Annotated in this window: 16 protein-coding genes and 1 rRNA gene; 3 read left to right on the top strand and 14 right to left on the bottom strand. The window is 72.9% G+C overall.

Going from position 1 to position 17,020, the window contains the following annotated elements; translation table 11 throughout:
- Window positions 1–97: 97 nt before the first annotated feature.
- From ABEA10_RS47410 to ABEA10_RS47370, 9 genes are all read right to left on the bottom strand, one after another.
- On the bottom strand, window positions 98–1,216 hold the full coding sequence (locus ABEA10_RS47410; protein ID WP_425551061.1) for a glycosyltransferase: 1,119 nt from the start codon (window positions 1,214–1,216) through the stop codon (window positions 98–100).
- Window positions 1,217–1,221: 5 nt separating this feature from the next.
- Window positions 1,222–2,826, bottom strand: coding sequence for a murein biosynthesis integral membrane protein MurJ (gene murJ, locus ABEA10_RS47405; RefSeq protein WP_345475286.1), 1,605 nt, complete (start codon window positions 2,824–2,826; stop codon window positions 1,222–1,224).
- Between the two features lie 11 nt (window positions 2,827–2,837).
- Window positions 2,838–3,683, bottom strand: coding sequence for a hypothetical protein (locus ABEA10_RS47400; protein WP_345475285.1), 846 nt, complete (start codon window positions 3,681–3,683; stop codon window positions 2,838–2,840).
- Window positions 3,684–3,690: 7 nt separating this feature from the next.
- Window positions 3,691–4,650, bottom strand: a complete 960-nt coding sequence (locus tag ABEA10_RS47395; RefSeq protein WP_329261922.1) for a copper transporter — start codon at window positions 4,648–4,650, stop codon at window positions 3,691–3,693.
- Window positions 4,647–5,876 carry a putative cytokinetic ring protein SteA gene (gene steA / locus ABEA10_RS47390; protein WP_329261919.1) on the bottom strand — a complete coding sequence of 410 codons (1,230 nt, stop codon included), beginning with the start codon at window positions 5,874–5,876 and terminating at the stop codon, window positions 4,647–4,649. Before steA ends, ABEA10_RS47395 begins: the two co-directional genes overlap by 4 nt.
- A gap of 195 nt (window positions 5,877–6,071) precedes the next feature.
- Window positions 6,072–7,769 carry a DNA repair protein RecN gene (gene recN, locus ABEA10_RS47385; protein WP_345475284.1) on the bottom strand — a complete coding sequence of 566 codons (1,698 nt, stop codon included), beginning with the start codon at window positions 7,767–7,769 and terminating at the stop codon, window positions 6,072–6,074.
- 367 nt (window positions 7,770–8,136) lie between these two features.
- Entirely contained in the window at window positions 8,137–9,033 is an 897-nt protein-coding gene (locus tag ABEA10_RS47380; protein ID WP_345475283.1) for an NAD kinase, read from the bottom strand.
- Between the two features lie 181 nt (window positions 9,034–9,214).
- Window positions 9,215–10,015 carry a TlyA family RNA methyltransferase gene (locus ABEA10_RS47375; protein ID WP_345475282.1) on the bottom strand — a complete coding sequence of 267 codons (801 nt, stop codon included), beginning with the start codon at window positions 10,013–10,015 and terminating at the stop codon, window positions 9,215–9,217.
- Between the two features lie 112 nt (window positions 10,016–10,127).
- A complete protein-coding gene (locus tag ABEA10_RS47370) occupies window positions 10,128–10,295 on the bottom strand; it encodes a hypothetical protein (RefSeq protein ID WP_329261907.1) in 168 nt (55 codons plus the stop codon).
- Between the two features lie 123 nt (window positions 10,296–10,418).
- On the opposite strand from ABEA10_RS47370, the gene ABEA10_RS47365 reads away from it, so the two are divergent.
- Entirely contained in the window at window positions 10,419–10,760 is a 342-nt protein-coding gene (locus tag ABEA10_RS47365; RefSeq protein ID WP_345475281.1) for an SCP2 sterol-binding domain-containing protein, read from the top strand.
- Here ABEA10_RS47365 and ABEA10_RS47360 read toward each other — a convergent pair.
- Both ABEA10_RS47360 and ABEA10_RS47355 read right to left on the bottom strand, forming a co-directional pair.
- On the bottom strand, window positions 10,757–11,737 hold the full coding sequence (locus ABEA10_RS47360; protein ID WP_345475280.1) for an HAD-IIA family hydrolase: 981 nt from the start codon (window positions 11,735–11,737) through the stop codon (window positions 10,757–10,759). The genes ABEA10_RS47365 and ABEA10_RS47360 overlap by 4 nt on opposite strands.
- A 279-nt stretch (window positions 11,738–12,016) precedes the next feature.
- Window positions 12,017–12,424 carry a tetratricopeptide repeat protein gene (locus ABEA10_RS47355; protein WP_345475279.1) on the bottom strand — a complete coding sequence of 136 codons (408 nt, stop codon included), beginning with the start codon at window positions 12,422–12,424 and terminating at the stop codon, window positions 12,017–12,019.
- Between the two features lie 56 nt (window positions 12,425–12,480).
- Between ABEA10_RS47355 and ABEA10_RS47350 the strand changes: the two genes are divergently transcribed.
- Window positions 12,481–13,740 carry a DUF1015 family protein gene (locus tag ABEA10_RS47350; RefSeq protein ID WP_425551059.1) on the top strand — a complete coding sequence of 420 codons (1,260 nt, stop codon included), beginning with the start codon at window positions 12,481–12,483 and terminating at the stop codon, window positions 13,738–13,740.
- A gap of 230 nt (window positions 13,741–13,970) precedes the next feature.
- Here the strand turns inward: ABEA10_RS47350 and ABEA10_RS47345 are convergent, their stop codons facing one another.
- The gene (locus ABEA10_RS47345; RefSeq protein WP_345475276.1) at window positions 13,971–14,315 is read right to left on the bottom strand and encodes a single-stranded DNA-binding protein; all 345 of its coding nucleotides are present in this window, start codon (window positions 14,313–14,315) and stop codon (window positions 13,971–13,973) included.
- A 120-nt stretch (window positions 14,316–14,435) separates the two neighbouring features.
- Here ABEA10_RS47345 and ABEA10_RS47340 point away from each other — a divergent pair, with 120 nt between their 5' ends.
- The gene (locus ABEA10_RS47340; protein WP_345475275.1) at window positions 14,436–15,374 is read left to right on the top strand and encodes an MBL fold metallo-hydrolase; all 939 of its coding nucleotides are present in this window, start codon (window positions 14,436–14,438) and stop codon (window positions 15,372–15,374) included.
- 32 nt (window positions 15,375–15,406) lie between these two features.
- On the opposite strand, the gene ABEA10_RS47335 is transcribed toward ABEA10_RS47340, so the two are convergent.
- Both ABEA10_RS47335 and rrf read right to left on the bottom strand, forming a co-directional pair.
- Window positions 15,407–16,849: a hypothetical protein gene (locus ABEA10_RS47335; RefSeq protein WP_345475274.1), complete on the bottom strand. Its 1,443-nt coding sequence runs from the start codon at window positions 16,847–16,849 to the stop codon at window positions 15,407–15,409.
- 101 nt (window positions 16,850–16,950) lie between these two features.
- A 5S ribosomal RNA gene (rrf, locus tag ABEA10_RS51485) occupies window positions 16,951–17,020 on the bottom strand; the annotation flags it as partial.

Here is a 17,020-nt window from a genome sequence, read left to right as displayed (position 1 = left end):
ACTCCAGCCGTGGTGACGACACTGCCGCGAAAGGGATACTCCCCTCCTGCACCTTGACTATATCCAAGACCGAACCTGTCCCGAACAGTGGGCCGCGTTAGGAAGTCGTACCGGTCGCCCGGGCATAGACCTGGGTGAGCTGATCGAGCGCGTCCTCGTCGGTGGGCAGCCGGAGTGCCTGGCGGGACGCTGACGACGCAAGCCGTTCGGCGAATTCCGGATTGTCCAAAATTCGAGTTACTGCCGCCTCCAGCGCCGCCTCGTCACCGGACGGGACCAGGACCGCCGCGTCGCCGACCATGCCGGGGATGCCGCCGACCCGGGTGGCGACCAGGGGCCGTCCGGCACGCAGCACCTCCTGGACGATGAGCGGCTGTCCCTCCCAGACGCTGGACACGACGGCGACGTCGGCGGCGGCGAGCAGCTCGGGCACGTCGGAGCGGCGGCCGAGCAGCCGTACGGGCAGGGTCTCGGCCTCGATCCGCGCCCGCAGCGGTGCCTCCAGCGGCCCGTCTCCGGCGACCGCCACGAGGGGCGCCGGCGTGCGCCGGGCCCACCCGGCCGAGGCGTCGAGCAGCGTGGGCAGGCCCTTCTGCTCGGCGAGCCGCGCCACGACCGCGATGAGCGGACGCTCGACGGCGCCGAGTTCGGCGCGGAGCTTGGCCTGCGCCGCGGTGTCCTCCGAGCGCCGGCGCGGCGGGGCGGGCACCAGCGCCCGGCCGACCGCCTGCGCGCCGAGGGAGCGCATCCGCTCCTCCAGGTCCGGTGAGACGGCGAGGATCTCGGCGGCACCGCGGGCCACGATGCGTTCGAGCGTGGCGTAGGCGGCGCCGATCACGCCCCCGGCGATGACGGCGTTGTGGAGCGTCACGATCAGCGGCGGCGTCGTCGTCCGGAGCGCCGCGGGGACCGCGCGGGTGAGCGCGAGGGCGGTGAGCCCGCCGGCGCGCAGGCCGTGGGCGTGCACGACGTCCGCGCCGCGGGTCAGGCGGCGGATCCGGGCGACGGCGCGCGCGTCGGCGGCCGGATGCGGCCGATCGGCGATCTGGATCGCGACGAACCGCGCACCGGCCGCGGTGAAGCCGAACAGCTCTTCGGTCGACGACGGGCCGAGCACGACCACGCGGGCCCCGCGGGCGGTGAGACCCGCCACCACCGAGCGCACGTGGCCGCCCACTCCCCCGGCGCTCGTCGCCAGCACGATGGCGACCTTCAAACCGCTCAACGCATCCTCCGCCTGATCACGGCCTTGAGGTCCCGGCCGTCCAACGTGTAGGTGACCAGCGCGAACACCGCGCAGGCCGTGAGCCCCGCGGCGACCGCCGCGCCGATGCTCGTGAGCTGTCCGCTCGCGTCGATCGCCGCCGCCACCGCGTAGCCGGCGCCGCCGCCCGCGACCGCTCCCGCCGCGCCCGCGGCCGTCGCCCGTCCGAGGCCGGCGAGCACTCCTCGCCCGCGGACCCGGACGAGCGCGGCGAGCAGCAGGGCGCCGGCCACGGTCATTCCGGCGGTGTTGCCGAGCGCCAGCCCGGCCACCGTCCAGTCGCGCGGCAGCGTGAACACCAGCGCGAGGTCGGCGACGATCACGACCAGCCAGCCGGCGACCGTCGCACCGGCCGAGTCGCGGCCCCGGTGGCAGGCGAACAGCACCCGGCCCAGGTGCGCGACGAAGCCGTAGCCGAGCAGGCCGGGCGCGAACAGCAGGACCGCGCGCGCGAGCACGGTGGGTACCGCGTCATGATCGAGGAAGGTCGCGACCGGCACCGCGACCGCGGCCAGACCGGCGGCCCCGGCGCAGGAGACGAGCACGATCGCCCGGGTGGTCGAGGCGGTGATCCGGTCGAACTCCTCCGTCTCACCCGCGCTGACGCGCGCCGACAGCATCGGGAAGGCACTCGTGGCCACCGGCACCGCCAGCACCGCCCACGGCAGCAGGAACAGGGCCCAGGCGTACTGGTAGTCGGCCAGCGCGCCGACGGTGCCGTGCCCGCTCAGCACCACGACGGCGATCGCGGACAGCTGCTGGGCGGCGACCGTGGCCAGGCCGGCGATGGCCAGCCGGCGCACCCGGACCGCCGTGCCCGCCGGGAACCGCAGCGTGGGCCGGATCCGCAGCCGCAGGCGTACGGCGGCCACTCCGGCGGTGACGACCAGGACCACGACCCCGGCGGTCGTGCCGAGCGAGAGCATCAGCTCGGCGGTGCGCGGCAGCGTCGAGAGGTCCTGCTGGTGGCCGCGGCCGAGCGGCACGTACGCGAGGTAGGCGCCCATGACGACGAGGCTCGACACGAGCGGCGCCAGGGCGGGCGCGACGAAACGCCGGTGGGCCTGGAGCACGCCGTACAGCACGACGGTGAAGCCGTACAGCATGATCTGCGGCGCGAAGACGGCGAGCATGTGGGTGCCGACGGTCACGACGCCCGCGCGGGAGCACTGGTCCAGGTTGCCGCGGACGAGCGCGCCCATGATCGGGTGCGCGAGCACCACCCCGAGGGCGGACAGCGGGACCAGCGCGACCGCCATCCAGGTGAGCAACGCGGACGTGGTGCGGCTCACATGCTCGCGGTCGCCGCGTTCGGCCGGGCCGGCCAGGACCGGGACGACCAGGCCGGCCAGCGCGCCGCCCGCGACGATCTCGAAGACGATGTTGGGGACCTGGTTGGCGGTGTAGTACGCCTGGCCGAGGCACGACGTCTTCACCGTCTGGGAGAACACGACGATCCGCCCGAACCCGGCGATGCGGGCGAGGATGGTGATGACGCCGATGAGAACGGCGGCCCCGGCGAGCCCCTGGGCGGCGCGGCCGGCCGTGGACTCCTCCGTCACCTCCGAAGCCGTCACTCCGTACCCGTCGGACGTGCCTCCGGCACGACGGGACGACGGCCGAGCTGGTCGATCCGCCGCAGTGCCGGCGTCGCCTGGATCACCTTGGTGAAGCTGACGAACTCGCTGGCGGCGTTCAGCGCCACCACGCCGGTGAGGATGCCGAGGCGTACGGGGCGGGGCAGATGGGCGGCGGACAGGCCCAGCAGGGCGCCGAGCGCGTTGGCTCCGGCGTCGCCGAGCATGGCGCGCTCGCCGAGGTCCTCGGGCAGCAGCGCGAGGGCGGCACCGAACGGAGCGGCGGTGACGGCCGAACCGCTCAGCGTGCCGGGCAGCGCGGCGAGCGCGCCGACCTTGATCGCGCGGCCGGGGCGCAGGTCGAACAGGTTGAGCAGGTTGGCGCCGCCCGCGACGAGCGCACCGTTGATCAGCAGGTCGGCGCGCGTGCTCGGGCGGCGGCCGGTCCCCGCGAGGGCGGCGGCGGCCAGACCGGCGGCGCCGATGCCGAGGATCTTCACCGCGCCGGTCGTCACCTCACCGTGCGCCAGCGCGGCCAGGTGCCCCTTGAAACCGCGCGAGTCGCCGGAGCCGGCGAGGTCGTCGTACGCGCCGAGGGCGCCCGCGGCCGTGCCGGCGAACACCGCGGCCACCCGCATGCGGGCCGGGACTCCGGGGGCGACGGCCACCGCCGTCACCGCCCCGGCGACGAACGCCGGGCCCTCCAGCAGCGTCACGGGCTCGCCGCGGTGGTTGGTGCGCAGCCAGAGTTTCTCCTCGCGTGGCGGGCGCCGGGTCAGCAGGGTGTACGCCACCCGCGCGGCCGCCGCACCGAGCACGGTCGCGGCCACTGCCTTACGCATCCTGGTCTCACTTCTTCTCGGGCACCGTGGGTACGGGGGTCGGCATCGGGCCGTCCACGCCCGAACCGATGCCATAGTCGCCGAACTTGCCCTGCCGGGCGAGGTCGAGCGCGAACACCGTCGTCAGACGGCCGGCCGAGACGTCGCCGGTGTCGACCGTCGAGACGTGGTCCTGCGCCTTGCTCTCGTCGCGGATCGCCTTGATCATGCCGCCGTCGGACGCGGCGTCGCTGTTGCCCGCCGCCACCGTGCCGTTGGCGTACTTGGACAGGGCCAGCGGGAGGGCCACGAGGGCCTTGTTCTCGGTGTCGGCGTCCTTGTCCTTGCTCGCCGCGATGGGCGCGATCACGATGGCGAGTGTGGCACGGGTGGCGGGCTGCCCGCTGTAATTCAGGAAACCCGCCGTCTTGAATCCCGACAGGACCTGCCCGGCGGCGGGGTCCTCCTGGCCGGTGCTGGAGGCCTGCCGGGTGGCGAGCACCGAGGCCAGCTCCAGGGCGACGCGGTCGTACGGCGAGGCGTCCGCGGGGAAGTCGACGGTGGCCGGCTTGAGCTGGTCGGTCAGCTCGGTGAGCGTGGTCAGCTGGTTGGCGTCGAGGTACTTCTCCTGGAGCGTGACGTAACCGCTGATCCGCGCGCCCGCCTTGCCGATCAGGTCGGCGGTCTTGGCCCGCGCCTGGTCGTCGGCGCCCGGCGCCTCGATGAAGACGACGCTCTCGCCCTTGAGCCGCCCGGCGACGATCTGCGGCGCGACGTTGTCCATGACCTGGTCGTCGTAGCCGTTCACCTGGTCGGTGGTGCGATTGAGCGTCCGCAGGCTCTGGTTGTCCTTCTCGAACTGCCCCAACCGGTCCTTCAGCTGGTCGACGAGCGGCCCGCGCAGCGCCGAGGCGCCGACCACGAGGCCGAGCGCCAGCGCCAGGAAGATCGCGACGATGGAGACGATGTGGTATCGGAAATCGATCACGTGAACAATCCGGTCAGCCAGTAGACGAACTGATGCCATGCGTCGGCGACGACGGGCGCGAACGCGTCACCGGCGGGCGAGGAGATGATCGCCACGATCATGGCGACCAGCGTCGCCGCCACCAGCAACAGGAGCGAGGATCCCTTGATACGGCTGCGGTACAGCCGGCTCACTCCCTTGGCGTCGACGAGCTTGCTCCCCACCCGCAGGCGGGTCAGGAACGTGCTGGACATGCCCGCACGCCCCTTGTCGAGGAACTCCACGAGCGTCGCGTGGGTTCCCACGGCCACGATGAGCGTGGCGCCCCGGTCGTCGGCGAGCAGCATGGCGATGTCCTCGCTGGTGCCCGCCGCGGGGAAGACGACGGCCTGCCGGTCGAGGTCGTGCACCCGTTTGAGACCGGGCGCACGACCGTCGCGGTAGGCGTGCACGATCAGCTCCGCGCCGCAGGTCAGCGCCTCGTCGGACACGGAGTCCATGTCACCGACGATCATGTCGGGACGGTAGCCGGCCTCGATCAGCGCGTCGGCTCCTCCGTCGACGCCGATCAGCACCGGCCGGTATTCGCGGATGTACGGCCGCAGGGTCGCGATGTCCTCGCGGTAGTGGTAGCCGCGCACGACGATCAGCACGTGCCGGCCGTCGAGGTCGGTCTCGACGTCCGGCACGCCGACGCCGTCGAGGAGCAGGTCACGCTCGCGCTTGAGGAACTCCATCGTGTTGGCGGCGAACGCCTCGAGCTGGGCGGGAAGCTCCGCCTTCGCCTCGGTCATCGCCGCCTCGACCGTCTCCTCGGTCTGCCGGATGCCCTTGGCCACGACCTGGTCGCCGGCGATCAGCGCGCCGCCGTCGACGCGTACGCGGTCGCCCTCACGGACCTTGCTGAACACGTCGGGGCCGACGTCGTCGATCAGCGGGATGCCGGCCTCGACGAGGATCTGGGGACCGAGGTTCGGATAGCGGCCCGAGATGCTGCGCGCCACGTTGATCACTGCCGCCACATCGCAGGCCGCGAGCGCCTCGGCGCTGACGCGGTCGAGATCGACATGGTCGATGATGGCGATGTCACCGGGCTCGAGACGCTTGGTCAGCTTCTTGGTCTTGCCGTCGAGGCGCGCCACGCCGGTCGTGGCCGACTCGGCGTCTCCGCGCTCACGGCGCAGCCCGCGGAACCGCGGCACGTGCAGGCGCGCGGTCGGTTTGATCCTCGGGGAGACGTCATTCATCGTGATGCCATCCTGCCAGAGCGCGGACGGTGACACTTGTAACGACGATCGTAAAGGCGTGTTCGTTCTTTACCGTGCGCGTCGCTCGGTGTCCGGCTCGGTGCTCTGAGCCCGGCCCCCGGGGAGCGGGGCATGGCCGGGCCGGAGGTCGTCCGGGCCCTGTGAGCATACGTGACCCCGGACGGCGCCCCACGCTCACCGCTCGGCGGCGGCGATGGCCAGAAGCTCCTCCGCGTGCGCACGGCCCAGCTCGGAGTCCTCCAGTCCCGCGAGCATGCGGGACAGCTCGCGTACGCGGCCGGCGTCGTCGAGGGCGGTCACACCGCTGCGGACGACACGCCCGTCGTTGGACTTCTCCACCACCAGATGCTGGTCGGCGAAGGCCGCCACCTGCGGAAGGTGGGTCACCACGATCACCTGCGCCGACTTGGCCAGCCGGGCGAGCCGCCGCCCGATCTCCACGGCGGCCTTGCCGCCGACGCCGGCGTCCACCTCGTCGAAGACGAACGTCGGCACGGGGTCGGCGCCCGCGAACACCACCTCGATGGCCAGCATGACCCGGGAGAGCTCACCGCCGGAGGCGCCCTTGTGCAGCGGCAGCGGCGGCGCGCCCGGGTGGGCGGCGAGCCGCAGCTCGACCTCGTCGACACCGTGCGGCCCGAACTCCTCCTGCGGCGTCACCGCGACGACCACCTGCGCATGGGGCATGGCGAGCGCGGTCAGCTCCGCGGTCACCGCCTCCGAGAGTCGCTCGGCCGCCTCCATGCGGGCCTCGGTCAGCTCGGCGGACAGCTCGGTCAGCCGGCCGGTCAGGTCGTCGTGTTCGGCGCGGAGCTCCTCGATGCGGTCGTCGTCGGAGTCGAGCTCGGACAGCCGCGCGACGGAGCGCTCGGCCCACGCGAGCACGGCGTCGACGTCCTCGCCGTACTTGCGGATGAGGCTCGTCAGGGCGGCCCGGCGCTCCTGGACGCTCGCCAGCAGCGCCGGGTCGGCCTCGACCGACTCGGCGTAGCCGGCGAGCTCGGCCGCGACGTCGGAGACCAGGTAGACGGCCTCGGAGAGCCGGTCGGCCTGGCCGGCCAGCGCCTCGTCGTGGGCCCGTACCGCCTCCAGCGCCTGCCGGGCCCCGCTGAGGAGGCTGATCGCGTCGGCGGCGCCGGTGGTGGCGGTCGGATCGCCCTGCAGGGCCTCGTGCGCGCCGGTCGCGGCCGTGCGCAGCGCGTCGGCGTGCGCGAGACGCTCCTCCTCGGCCGCGAGCCGCTCGTCCTCCCCCGGCTTGGGGTCGACCTTCTCGATCTCCTCCAGGCCGAAGCGGAGCATGTCGGCCTCCTGGGCCCGCTCGCGGGCCTGCGTGGTCAGCTCCTCGAGCCGCTGCGTGACCTCACGGTGCCTGCGGTAGGCGGCGATGTAGCCGCGCAGCGGCTTGGCGACCTTGTCTCCGGCGAACCGGTCGAGGGCGGCCCGCTGGCGACCCGCCTGCAGCAGCCGCTGCTGGTCGGACTGGCCGTGCACGGCGACCAGGTCGTCGGCCACGTTGATGAGCATCGCGACGGGGACCTGACGGCCGCCCAGGTGGGCGCGAGAGCGCCCCTCCGACGAGATCGACCGGGTGACGATCAGCGCGCCGTCGTCGAGCTCGCCACCGGCCTCGTCGACGCGCGCGGCGACCTTGCCGCCCTCCTCGACGACGATGCGCCCCTCGACGGTGGCCCGGTCGGCGCCGGGGCGAACGCGCTGCGGGTCGGCACGCCCGCCGAACAGCAGCCCGAGGCTGGTCACCACCATCGTCTTACCGGCGCCGGTCTCACCGGTCACCACGTTGAAGCCGGGGGACAGCTCGAGAACGGCCTCCTCGATCACCCCGAGGTTCTGGATCCGTACTTCCTCGACCATGGGCCGCACCTGTCGAACCCCTCCCGTCGCACTGCACAACCGGCGTCCCGAGGCTACCCCGTCATAGCGACGTATTGCCGTCGGATCGCCGGTTGAGGCGAACATTTGTTCGGCTCAGATTACGGGCGCACACGACATGCCATGCTCCTGCCACGACTCAAGATCACGCCAAGGACGGTCACGAACAGGCGATCTTCCCGGGCCGGCCGCCCCCGGCCTGCGCCGCCCCGCGTGCCCGCCGGGGCCGACGGCCGCGCTGCCGAGCGCCCCGCCCCTGGTGCCCGGCGCTCGCGCCGTCGGGCACCCCGCCGGCGGACAACCGTGCCCGTACGCCCCGCGCCACCGGCCTCCCGGGGGGCCGCGCGGCTCAGTAGCGGACGCGGCCGCGCCAGCCGGCCACGGGAAGGCCGAACTTGGTGACGAGACGGTCGGTGAACGGTGTCTGGTGCAGGCGTGCGAGCCGCACCGGCATCGCGCCCCGGCGTACCTCGATCCGCGCGCCGGGGGGCACCTCGATCTGGCGGCGGCCGTCGCACCACAGCACGCCGCCGGAGGTGTCCGGGAGCAGCTCCAGCGCCACCACGGACCGCGGAGAGACCACCATCGGCCGGGCGAACAGGGCATGCGCGCTGATCGGGACGACGAGCAGCGCCTCCACCTCGGGCCACACGACCGGGCCGCCCGCCGAGAAGGCGTACGCCGTCGACCCGGTCGGTGTGGCGCACACCACACCGTCACAGCCCCAGCGGGACAGGGGCCGGCCGTCGATCTCGGCGATGACCTCGAGCATGCGCTGACGCGAGGCCTTCTCGACGCTCGCTTCGTTCAGTGCCCAGCCCGACTGGGTGACGTCGCCGTTCTCGCGGACGATGACGTCGACGGTCATGCGTTCTTCGACGTCGTACGCCCGCGAGGCCACCTTGTCGACCGTGGCCGCCAGGTCGGCGCGCTCCGCCTCGGCCAGGAAGCCCACATGGCCGAGGTTGACGCCGAGCACCGGCGTGCCGCTGGGCCGGGCGAGCTCGGCGGCGCGCAGCAGCGTGCCGTCACCACCGAGCACGATCACCATCTCCGCGCCCTCGGCCGCCGCGCCGCACACCGGTGTGACGTCGACGCCCGCGCAGTGCAGGTCTTCGGCCTCGCTGTCGAGCACGCGCGCGGAGATGCCGGCCTCGCCCAGCCGGTCGAGCACGAGCTGGGCGCTCCGGACCGCGCCGGGCCGCCCGGTGTGCGCCACGAGGAGGACGGATCGCTTGTCTGTCATGGGGTTTCCTCGGCCACGTCCACCGCGGCACCGGCGAGCGCCCGCTCCTGCACGAGGAACGGGCCGGCCACACCGTGCCACCGGTCGCGTACGGATCGTTCGTCTGTCATCGGAGGCGCCGCGGCGGTCCGGACGGCGTCGCGAGCCCCGGTGAGCGGCGCCCCGGGGCATGCGCTGATCGTCATGCGGGTCCCTCCGCCACGGCTCTGTCCAGGGCGGCGTCGTCGAGCGGCGGCGCGCCGGCCCGCAGCCACAGGAAGTACTCGACGTTGCCCGACGGGCCGGGCAGCGGGCTGGCCGTCACGCCCCGGGCGCCCAGCCCCAGGATCTCCGCGTGGCGCGCCACGTCGCGTACGGCCTCGGCGCGCAGCGCCGGGTCGCGGACGACTCCCCCGGCGCCCACGCGCTCCTTGCCCACCTCGAACTGGGGTTTGACCATCATCACGTAGTCGGCGTCGGGCGCCGTGCAACGCCGGATCGGCTCCAGCACGAGGCGCAGCGAGATGAACGACAGGTCGGCCACGACGAGCGTGGGCGGCTCGCCCACGTGCTCCGGCGTGAGCTCCCTGATGTTGAGGCGCTCGACGACCGTCACCCGCTCGTCGGTGCGCAGCGACCAGGCGATCTGGCCGTAGCCCACGTCGACCGCGACGACGTGCGCGGCTCCGGCGCGCAGCAGGACGTCGGTGAAGCCGCCCGTGGACGCGCCGGCGTCGAGGCAGCGGCGGCCCCGGGGATCGACCTCGTCGAAGGCGGCGAGGGCGCCGGCCAGCTTGTGACCGCCGCGCGAGACGTACTCCGGACCGGTGTCGGTGGTCCGGACGACGATGGGCGCGGAGGTCTCGACCTGGGTGGCGGCCTTGGTGGCGGTGCGCCCGCCGACCGTGACCCGTCCGGCGGTGAGGAACTCGACCGCCTGTTCGCGCGAACGCGCCAGGCCCCGCCGGACCAGCTCGCTGTCCAGACGCCGCCGTGCCGTCATGAGCCCTCCTTCACCGGGTGGGAGAGCGCCGCGCGCCGCCGTCGCGGCCTTCCGGCGACGGCCTCCGGGGCGCCCCGGAGCCGTGCGTCGCCCGTGCGGGCCCGGCCGAGGCTCACGACGGCTCGCCGTCGATGCCCGTCAGGGCGTCCTGGAGGCGGCGGTGGACGTCCTGGAAGATCGCCGGGTGCTCGGCCGGAGGCGTCGCCTCGAGCTCGCCGAGGCGGGCCATCGCGGCGTCGACCCGCTCGTCCCCGGTGGTCTCGCCCTCGGTGCCGTTCACGTTATCGGTCCCCCAATCAGCGCCGCGTTCGCGGCAAGCCGGTCGACCCCGACTCAGGAAGAACGCTACCGTCCGTGGGTGACAACGGTGTCGAGGACGACTACTGGGGGAACGGACCTGACAATGGCCACGCTGGAGGAAGCGCGTGCGGCGCTCGAACGCATCGCCACCCGGCTCACGGATGTGGATCCCGCTGAGCTCGCCAAGCACGTCGTCGAACGCACCGTCAGCTGCCATGTGCCCGATCTGAATCTCGTGTTCCTCACCCGCATCCACGCCGGCGGGATGGACGACTTCGAGGTCGCCGAGAGCCCGAACGGCGCTCAGGTCCGGCTCACGGTCAGCAGCGACGACCTGGTGGCGCTCGCCGCCGACGAACTCGGCGTCGGCAAGGCATGGGCCAGCGGCCGGCTCAAGATCGAAGCCAGCCTCGGCGACCTGCTGCGCCTACGCAAGATCCTTTAGAACAGGCGGTCGAGCGCCCGTTCGCCGCGTTCGAGGTCACCGGAGTCCCAGACCGCGGCGCACAGGGCGCGCAGCCCGTCCATCGGGTCCCCGTCCCCTGACATCTCCAGGTCGCCGGAGACGGTCCAGCCGCCGCACACGTACGCCGGCCCCTCGCGCCGTACGCCGTTGTGCGGGACGAGGAGACCGTTCAGGTCCGCGGAGACGTACGTGGGCCGGTGCCGGGGCGGGGCGGCCAGGAGCGTCCGGGGATCGGTGACCCCGGTGAGCACCAGGAGGCTGTCGGCGCCGCCGTTGTGCGCGCCCTCGATGTCGGTGTCGAGCCGGTCACCGACGATCAGAGGCCGCTCGGCGCCGGTGCGCAGGATGGTCTCGCGGTGCAGCGGCCGTTCGGGCTTGCCGGTGACGATCGGGTCGACGCCGGTGGCGGTCCGGATCACCTGTACGAGAGCGCCGTTCCCGGGCCGGTACCGCCCGCCCTTGCCGGGGATGGTCGTGTCGCCGTTGGACGCCACGAAGATCGCTCCGGCGGCCACCGCCTGAGCGCCCTCGGCCAGCCGGTCGTAGCTGAGGCCGGGCGAGTATCCCTGGGCGACCGCCGCCGGCTCCTCGGCCGCCATGGACACCGGCCGCAGCCCGGCCTCCCGCAGCGCCTGACGCAGCCCCATGCCGCCGACGACCAGGACCTTCGACCCGGCGGGCAGCCGTTCGGCCAGGAGCCGCGCGGCGGCCTGCGCGGAGGTCACGACGTCCTCCGCCGCCGCGGGCACGCCGACGTCGCCGAGCAGCGCGGCCGTGGCGCTGGGAGTCCGCGAGGCGTTGTTCGTCGCGAACGCGAGCCGCATGCCGCTCGCCCGCGCCTTCTCGAGCGCCCCCGCCGCCCCCGGTACGGGGTCGTGGCCGATGTAGACGACACCGTCGAGGTCGAGCACGCCGACGTCGTACGCCTCGGCCGGCGGCCGATCGATCCCCCGCATGGTCACCCTTCCTGTACGTTCCCCGCGCGACGTTCCCCGGAGAGTGCCGATCCACCCGCCCGGGAGGCCCTGGAGGCCCCGGCCCGATCGCGCATACCGGTCATCTTTCCGGATCGCCGTACGCCGCCGCGCACGGACCGCCGTGGACGGGGCGCCTTGGACGGCTCCGTACGTGTGAGGTTCTTCCGGTGACCGCCGCCCGGCGGGCCGGCCTCAGCCGTCGGGGGACCTGCGTGGCCGATGGGTTCCGGCGGGGCGGGTGGGCACCGTCGTCCCCGGTCATCCCTTGCGGGCGCGGGCGTGACGCAGGGCGGTGGCGTAGTGCTTGTTGTCCGGGCACATCGCGCAGGCCAGGGCAAGGTGCTCGACGGCCTCGGCGAGCTGGCCGGTGCGGGTGAGCGCCAGGCCGAGGCCGAACAGGGCGTAGTCCTCCGCCGGGTCCGCCTCGACGATCATGCGGAAGTTCTCCGCGGCTTCGGCGTACCGCTTCGCGCCGTACTGGGCGCGGGCGAGCGCCTCGCGGACGCTCCGGGACGACGGCTCGGCCGCCGCCGCGTGCTCGAGCACCTGGATGGCCGCCGCTGGGCTGCCGCTCTCGAGAAGGTTCAATCCACGCTGATACCAGTCATAGACCTCGCCTCCCGGCGTACCGGGGGAATCCTGGCCGTGGCCCGAACCTTGAACCATTTGTGGCCTCCGTTCGCCGACTCCATTTGAGCCCTAACAAGACCGCGGTATCTACCATGCCCGACGTGACCACTCAGCCCGGCCTCAGCCTCGAACCGTTCCGCGCCGTACGCTACGCCTCCTCCAAGGTGAGCTCGCTGGCCGCGGTGACCTCGCCGCCGTACGACCTCATCGACGAAGAGGCCCTGAAACGGTTCATGGCCGACGAACCGCACAACATCGTCCGATTGATCCTCCCCCAGCAGGACTACGGCGACGCCGCTGAGACGCTGCGGGCGTGGCTCGCCACCGGGGTGATGACGGTCGACACGGAACCGGCGCTGTACGCCTACGAGGAGGCCGGAGAGGGCGTTCTGCAGCGTGGTCTGATCGGGGCCCTGGGAGTGCACGGCCCGGGATCGCGGGTGATCCTGCCGCACGAGGACGTCTACCCGGGGCCGATCCGCGACCGGCTGGCCCTGATGACCGCCACGCGGGCGAACCTCGAACCGATCTTCCTGCTGTACGACGGAGAGGGCGCCTCGGTCACCAGCCGCCTGGTCGACGAGGTGGCCTCGTCTCCTCCGCTGCTGGAGACGAGCACCGGCGACGACGTACGGCACCGGCTGTGGGCGATCACCGACCCCGCCGTCCACGCGTCGATCGCCGCCGACCTGCGGGAACGCCAGGCGCTGATCGCCGACGGTCATCACCGGTATGCGACGTATCAGGCGCTGAAGGAGGCGCACGAGGGGCCGGGACCGTGGGACTACGGTCTGGCGCTGCTCGTCGACTCGAGCGCCTACCCTCCTCGTCTCGGCGCGATCCACCGGGTGATCCCGAACCTCGCGGTGTCCGACGCCGTACGGCTGGCGAAGGCCGCCTTCCGCACGGAACAGGTCGGGCCGGACCTGCCGACGGCGCTCGACCGCCTCGCCGCGCAGGACGGTACGGCGTTCCTCATCGGCGGGGAAGAGGAGGACCTCTTCCTGCTCACCGACCCGGACCAGGCACAGGTCACAAGATCGATGCCGGACGGGACCTCTCCCTGCTGGCGTGGCCTGGACACGGCCGTACTCCACCGACTGCTGATCCCCGAGCTGTGGCACATCACCGACGACGAGTCGAACGTCCGTATCGTCCACCACGACGCGGCGAGCGCTCTGCGAAAGGCCCGCCGCACGAACGGCACCGCGGTGATCCTCAACCCGCTGGAGGTGGCGGACGTACTGGCGGTGGCGGCCGGCGGCGAGAAGGTGCCGCGCAAGTCGACGTCGTTCGGCCCGAAGCCCCGTACCGGCCTGGTGCTGCGAACCTTCGACACCGACCGGCGATAACGCCCTGGACGGTGGCGACGCCCTGACGACGACCTCGTACCCGCGCAGCGGCCCGCGCACGGGGACGGGTGCCTCCGCTGCCGGTGCCGGCCGGGTGGCCTGCCGCTGCTCCCTGCCCGCCCATGGCACCGTGCCGCACGCAACACCGCTCCCCTGCCGGCCACAGCACGGTGTCGCGCGCAGCACGGCGCCCTCCCACCGCGCCGCTCTCTCACTTCACGGCGCGTCCCTTACGACACGGCCTTCTCCTTCCGGGGCGGGCGGAAAAGGAGGGTGGCGCCGGCGGCCTCGACCTCGTACAGGCCTCGAGGGCCGGTCGGGCTCCTCCAGAAGCGGTGCCGTAGCGCCCCCCGTACCTCGATGACGTCGCCGTGGGTCCACGTGCGGACGGTGGTCTGGAGCTTGGCGTCGTAGGTCACGCAGCGGATGGTGTCGATGGCGTCCTGCGGCGACCTCGCGTCGCGGTGTTCGACGATCAGGCGCCAGACGGCCACTTGGTCATCGCCCGGTAACGTCCGCCACTCCGGCTCTCCGGAAAGCCTCCCGACCAGGACGATCTCGTTGACGTGCTCCACCGCCGGCTCCTCTCGTGATCGGCCGCCGTCTCCCTACCACGGCCCTGTATCTACGATGGAGGCTCGCAGCCGACCGCATAAGGCCCCCCGCACATCTGTGGACAACCATCGGAGACGGATATGGAGAACCTCACCGACCTGGGCAACGACGTCTTCGAGATCGACACGCGAATGGCTGGATATACCGGCATAACAGCCGGTTATCTCATCCGTTCGGAGCGGCCGTGTCTCGTCGAGACCGGGGCCGGGAACTCGGCCGAGGTCGTGCGTGACACGCTGTCGGCGGCAGGGATCGGCCCCGGTGACCTGGCGACCGTCGTCGTCACCCACATCCATCTCGACCACGCGGGCGGAGTCGGGGACATCGCCCAGATGTTCCCCAACGCGGAGATCGTCGTCCATGAGAAGGGCGCCCGGCACCTCGCCGACCCCAGCCGGCTGATGGCCAGCGCGCGCATGGTCTGGGGTTCGGCCCTCGACTCCCTGTTCGGCGACCTGAAGCCCACCGACGCGGTACGAATCCGCGCGGTCGAGGACACCGGGGTCGTCGACCTCGGCGGCGGCCGTCGCCTGGAGAGCCACCACTCCCCCGGGCACGCGCGACACCACGTGGGGCTGCTCGACTCCCTCACCGGCGACCTGTACGTCGGCGACGCGGCGGGCGTCTACATTCCCGAGACCGCGGACCTGCGCCCGGCCACGCCACCGCCGGACTTCGATCTCGACAGCGCTCTGGCGTCGCTCGAGCGGTTCCGCGCGCTCCAGCCGACGCGTCTTCTGTTCAGCCACTACGGGCCGGTGGAGCTCGCGGACGAGACTCTCCAGCGCTCGGCCGAAGAGCTACGGCTCTGGGTCGAGATGGTGACCGAGGCGTACGACCAGCGCCTCGACCTCGACCACGCGGTGGCCATGGTCCGCGAGCGCACCGACGAGCGTTACAAGGCCCTCGCTCCGGACGCCGACCCCGCCGTGGCCGAGAAGGTCGAGGTCATCTCCGCGACCCGCAACAACGTCGCCGGGATCATGCACACCCTGGAGAAGGACTCCGCCCGGAGCTGACCACCGCACGACGCGCGCGTGCGGTGGCCGCGTCAGGCGTCGTCCGCATCGTCGTCGATGATCTCCAGTCCCTCGATCTCCGCGTACCGCTCCGCCGCGTCCGTCTCGCCCTCGCGGTCGGCCGCGGCCGACCGCGCGAACCAGTCGGCCGCCTCGTCCTCGCGCCCCGCATCGGCCAAGGCGTCCGCGTACGCGTAGAACAGCCGTGCCGACCAGGGGCGGAGGCGCTCGTCCTTCAGCTCGGGGATCTGTAGCGCCAGTACCGCGGCATCGTACTGCCCGAGGTCGCGCCGGGCGCCGGACTCGACGATCCGCATCTCGATGGCCTCCGCCGGAGCCAGCCGCTTCGCCTCGTCCGAGCGCGCGAGATCGAGCGCGCGCTCGGGCCGGCCCAGGCCCCGCTCGGCGTCGGCCATCACGGACAGGTACGCCTCCTGCCCGGTCAGCCGCCGCGCGGTGCGCAGTTCGGACAGTGCCACGGACCACAGACCTGCGTGGTATGCGGCGAGCCCGCACGCCTCCCGTACGACGCCCACGCGGGCGGCCTTCCGCCGGGCCGCCAGGGTGTGCTGGTACGCCTGTTCGGCGTCCTCGTCGAGCAGCCGACCGGCCATCACGAGGTGCCGGGCGACGGACTTCGCCAGGTCCTTGGGGAGGGTCCTCAACTCGGACTTGGCCGTACGGTCCAGCTCGTCACCCGTCACGTCGTCGGGTACGGGCGGGCCCGGGTCCCTCTTGGGCCGCGTCTCGTTCTCCGGACGGCGTTCGAAGGGCTTCCGGCTTCCCTCAGCGGCCCCGCGGCGGTCGGCCGGGCGGCGCCGGCCTCGGTCGCCGGGACGTCCGTCCTCGCGACGCCGGCCACCCGGCCGGTCGGTGGTCACACGCCCGGATGCGCCACCGCCCGCACGGCGCCCGGGGGCCTGCCCGCGCCGGTCGTTGGAAGCGCCCTCGCGCCGAGGCGCTCCACCGCTCGCGTCGCTCGTCTTCTCGCGGCGCTGGAAGCCGCCCTCGCGGCGCTCTTTGTCGTCGCGGCGACGCGCTGCCGGGTTACGGCGCTCCTGGTTCCCACCCTCGGAGCCGCGCCCGCCGGGCCGTGGCGTACGGCGGGAGTCGTCGCGTTTCCCGTACGAGCCGGAGCCCGCGTCGTCGCGCCGCCGAGGCCGCTCGCGGTACGAGGTCTCGGAGTCGTTGCGGAACGGCCGGGGGCGACGTGGCGCAGCGCGGCCGTCGTCGCGTTCCTTGTCGCGAGGCTTGGCGAAATCACGGCCATTGCCTTTTCCGCCCGCCTTACCGGATGCGGGACGGCCTGCGGAGCCGCCGCGTCGCGGCCCGCCGGCCTGACGACCGCCGGCCGCGTCGCGTCCGCCGTTCTTACGGTCACGGGCCGCGCCCGCGCCGCCGGGTCGGCGGTCCTTTTTGGGACGCGGGCGCCGATCGTCCTCGTCGCCGTCACGCCTGTCGTTTTGCGCGCTCATTACACCAGACCGTTCAGCCGGAGCACCTCAGGGGTCTCCATTGTGCCGTGACAACGCAAAAAGGGCCGCCTGATCAGGCGGCCCTTTTCGTTTTAGTTGATGTCCGGCGGTGTCCTACTCTCCCACACCGTCCCCGGTGCAGTACCATCGGCGCTGGAGGGCTTAACTTCC

The sequence above is a fragment of the Actinoallomurus oryzae genome (genome assembly GCF_039541955.1).
GTDB lineage: Bacteria > Actinomycetota > Actinomycetes > Streptosporangiales > Streptosporangiaceae > Actinoallomurus > Actinoallomurus oryzae.
This window is presented reverse-complemented; position numbering and strand designations above follow the sequence as displayed.

Bases quoted from the DNA above. Each gene is read 5' to 3' on its own strand.
- ABEA10_RS47400 (WP_345475285.1), bottom strand. From the start codon at position 3,683: ATGCGTAAGGCAGTGGCCGCGACCGTGCTCGGTGCGGCGGCCGCGCGG.
- steA (WP_329261919.1), bottom strand. From the start codon at position 5,876: ATGAATGACGTCTCCCCGAGGATCAAACCGACCGCGCGCCTGCACGTG.
- recN (WP_345475284.1), bottom strand. From the start codon at position 7,769: ATGGTCGAGGAAGTACGGATCCAGAACCTCGGGGTGATCGAGGAGGCC.
- ABEA10_RS47380 (WP_345475283.1), bottom strand. From the start codon at position 9,033: ATGACAGACAAGCGATCCGTCCTCCTCGTGGCGCACACCGGGCGGCCC.
- ABEA10_RS47375 (WP_345475282.1), bottom strand. From the start codon at position 10,015: ATGACGGCACGGCGGCGTCTGGACAGCGAGCTGGTCCGGCGGGGCCTG.
- ABEA10_RS47365 (WP_345475281.1), top strand. From the start codon at position 10,419: ATGGCCACGCTGGAGGAAGCGCGTGCGGCGCTCGAACGCATCGCCACC.
- ABEA10_RS47360 (WP_345475280.1), bottom strand. From the start codon at position 11,737: ATGCGGGGGATCGATCGGCCGCCGGCCGAGGCGTACGACGTCGGCGTG.
- ABEA10_RS47355 (WP_345475279.1), bottom strand. From the start codon at position 12,424: ATGGTTCAAGGTTCGGGCCACGGCCAGGATTCCCCCGGTACGCCGGGA.
- ABEA10_RS47350 (WP_425551059.1), top strand. From the start codon at position 12,481: ATGCCCGACGTGACCACTCAGCCCGGCCTCAGCCTCGAACCGTTCCGC.
- ABEA10_RS47340 (WP_345475275.1), top strand. From the start codon at position 14,436: ATGGAGAACCTCACCGACCTGGGCAACGACGTCTTCGAGATCGACACG.
- ABEA10_RS47335 (WP_345475274.1), bottom strand. From the start codon at position 16,849: ATGAGCGCGCAAAACGACAGGCGTGACGGCGACGAGGACGATCGGCGC.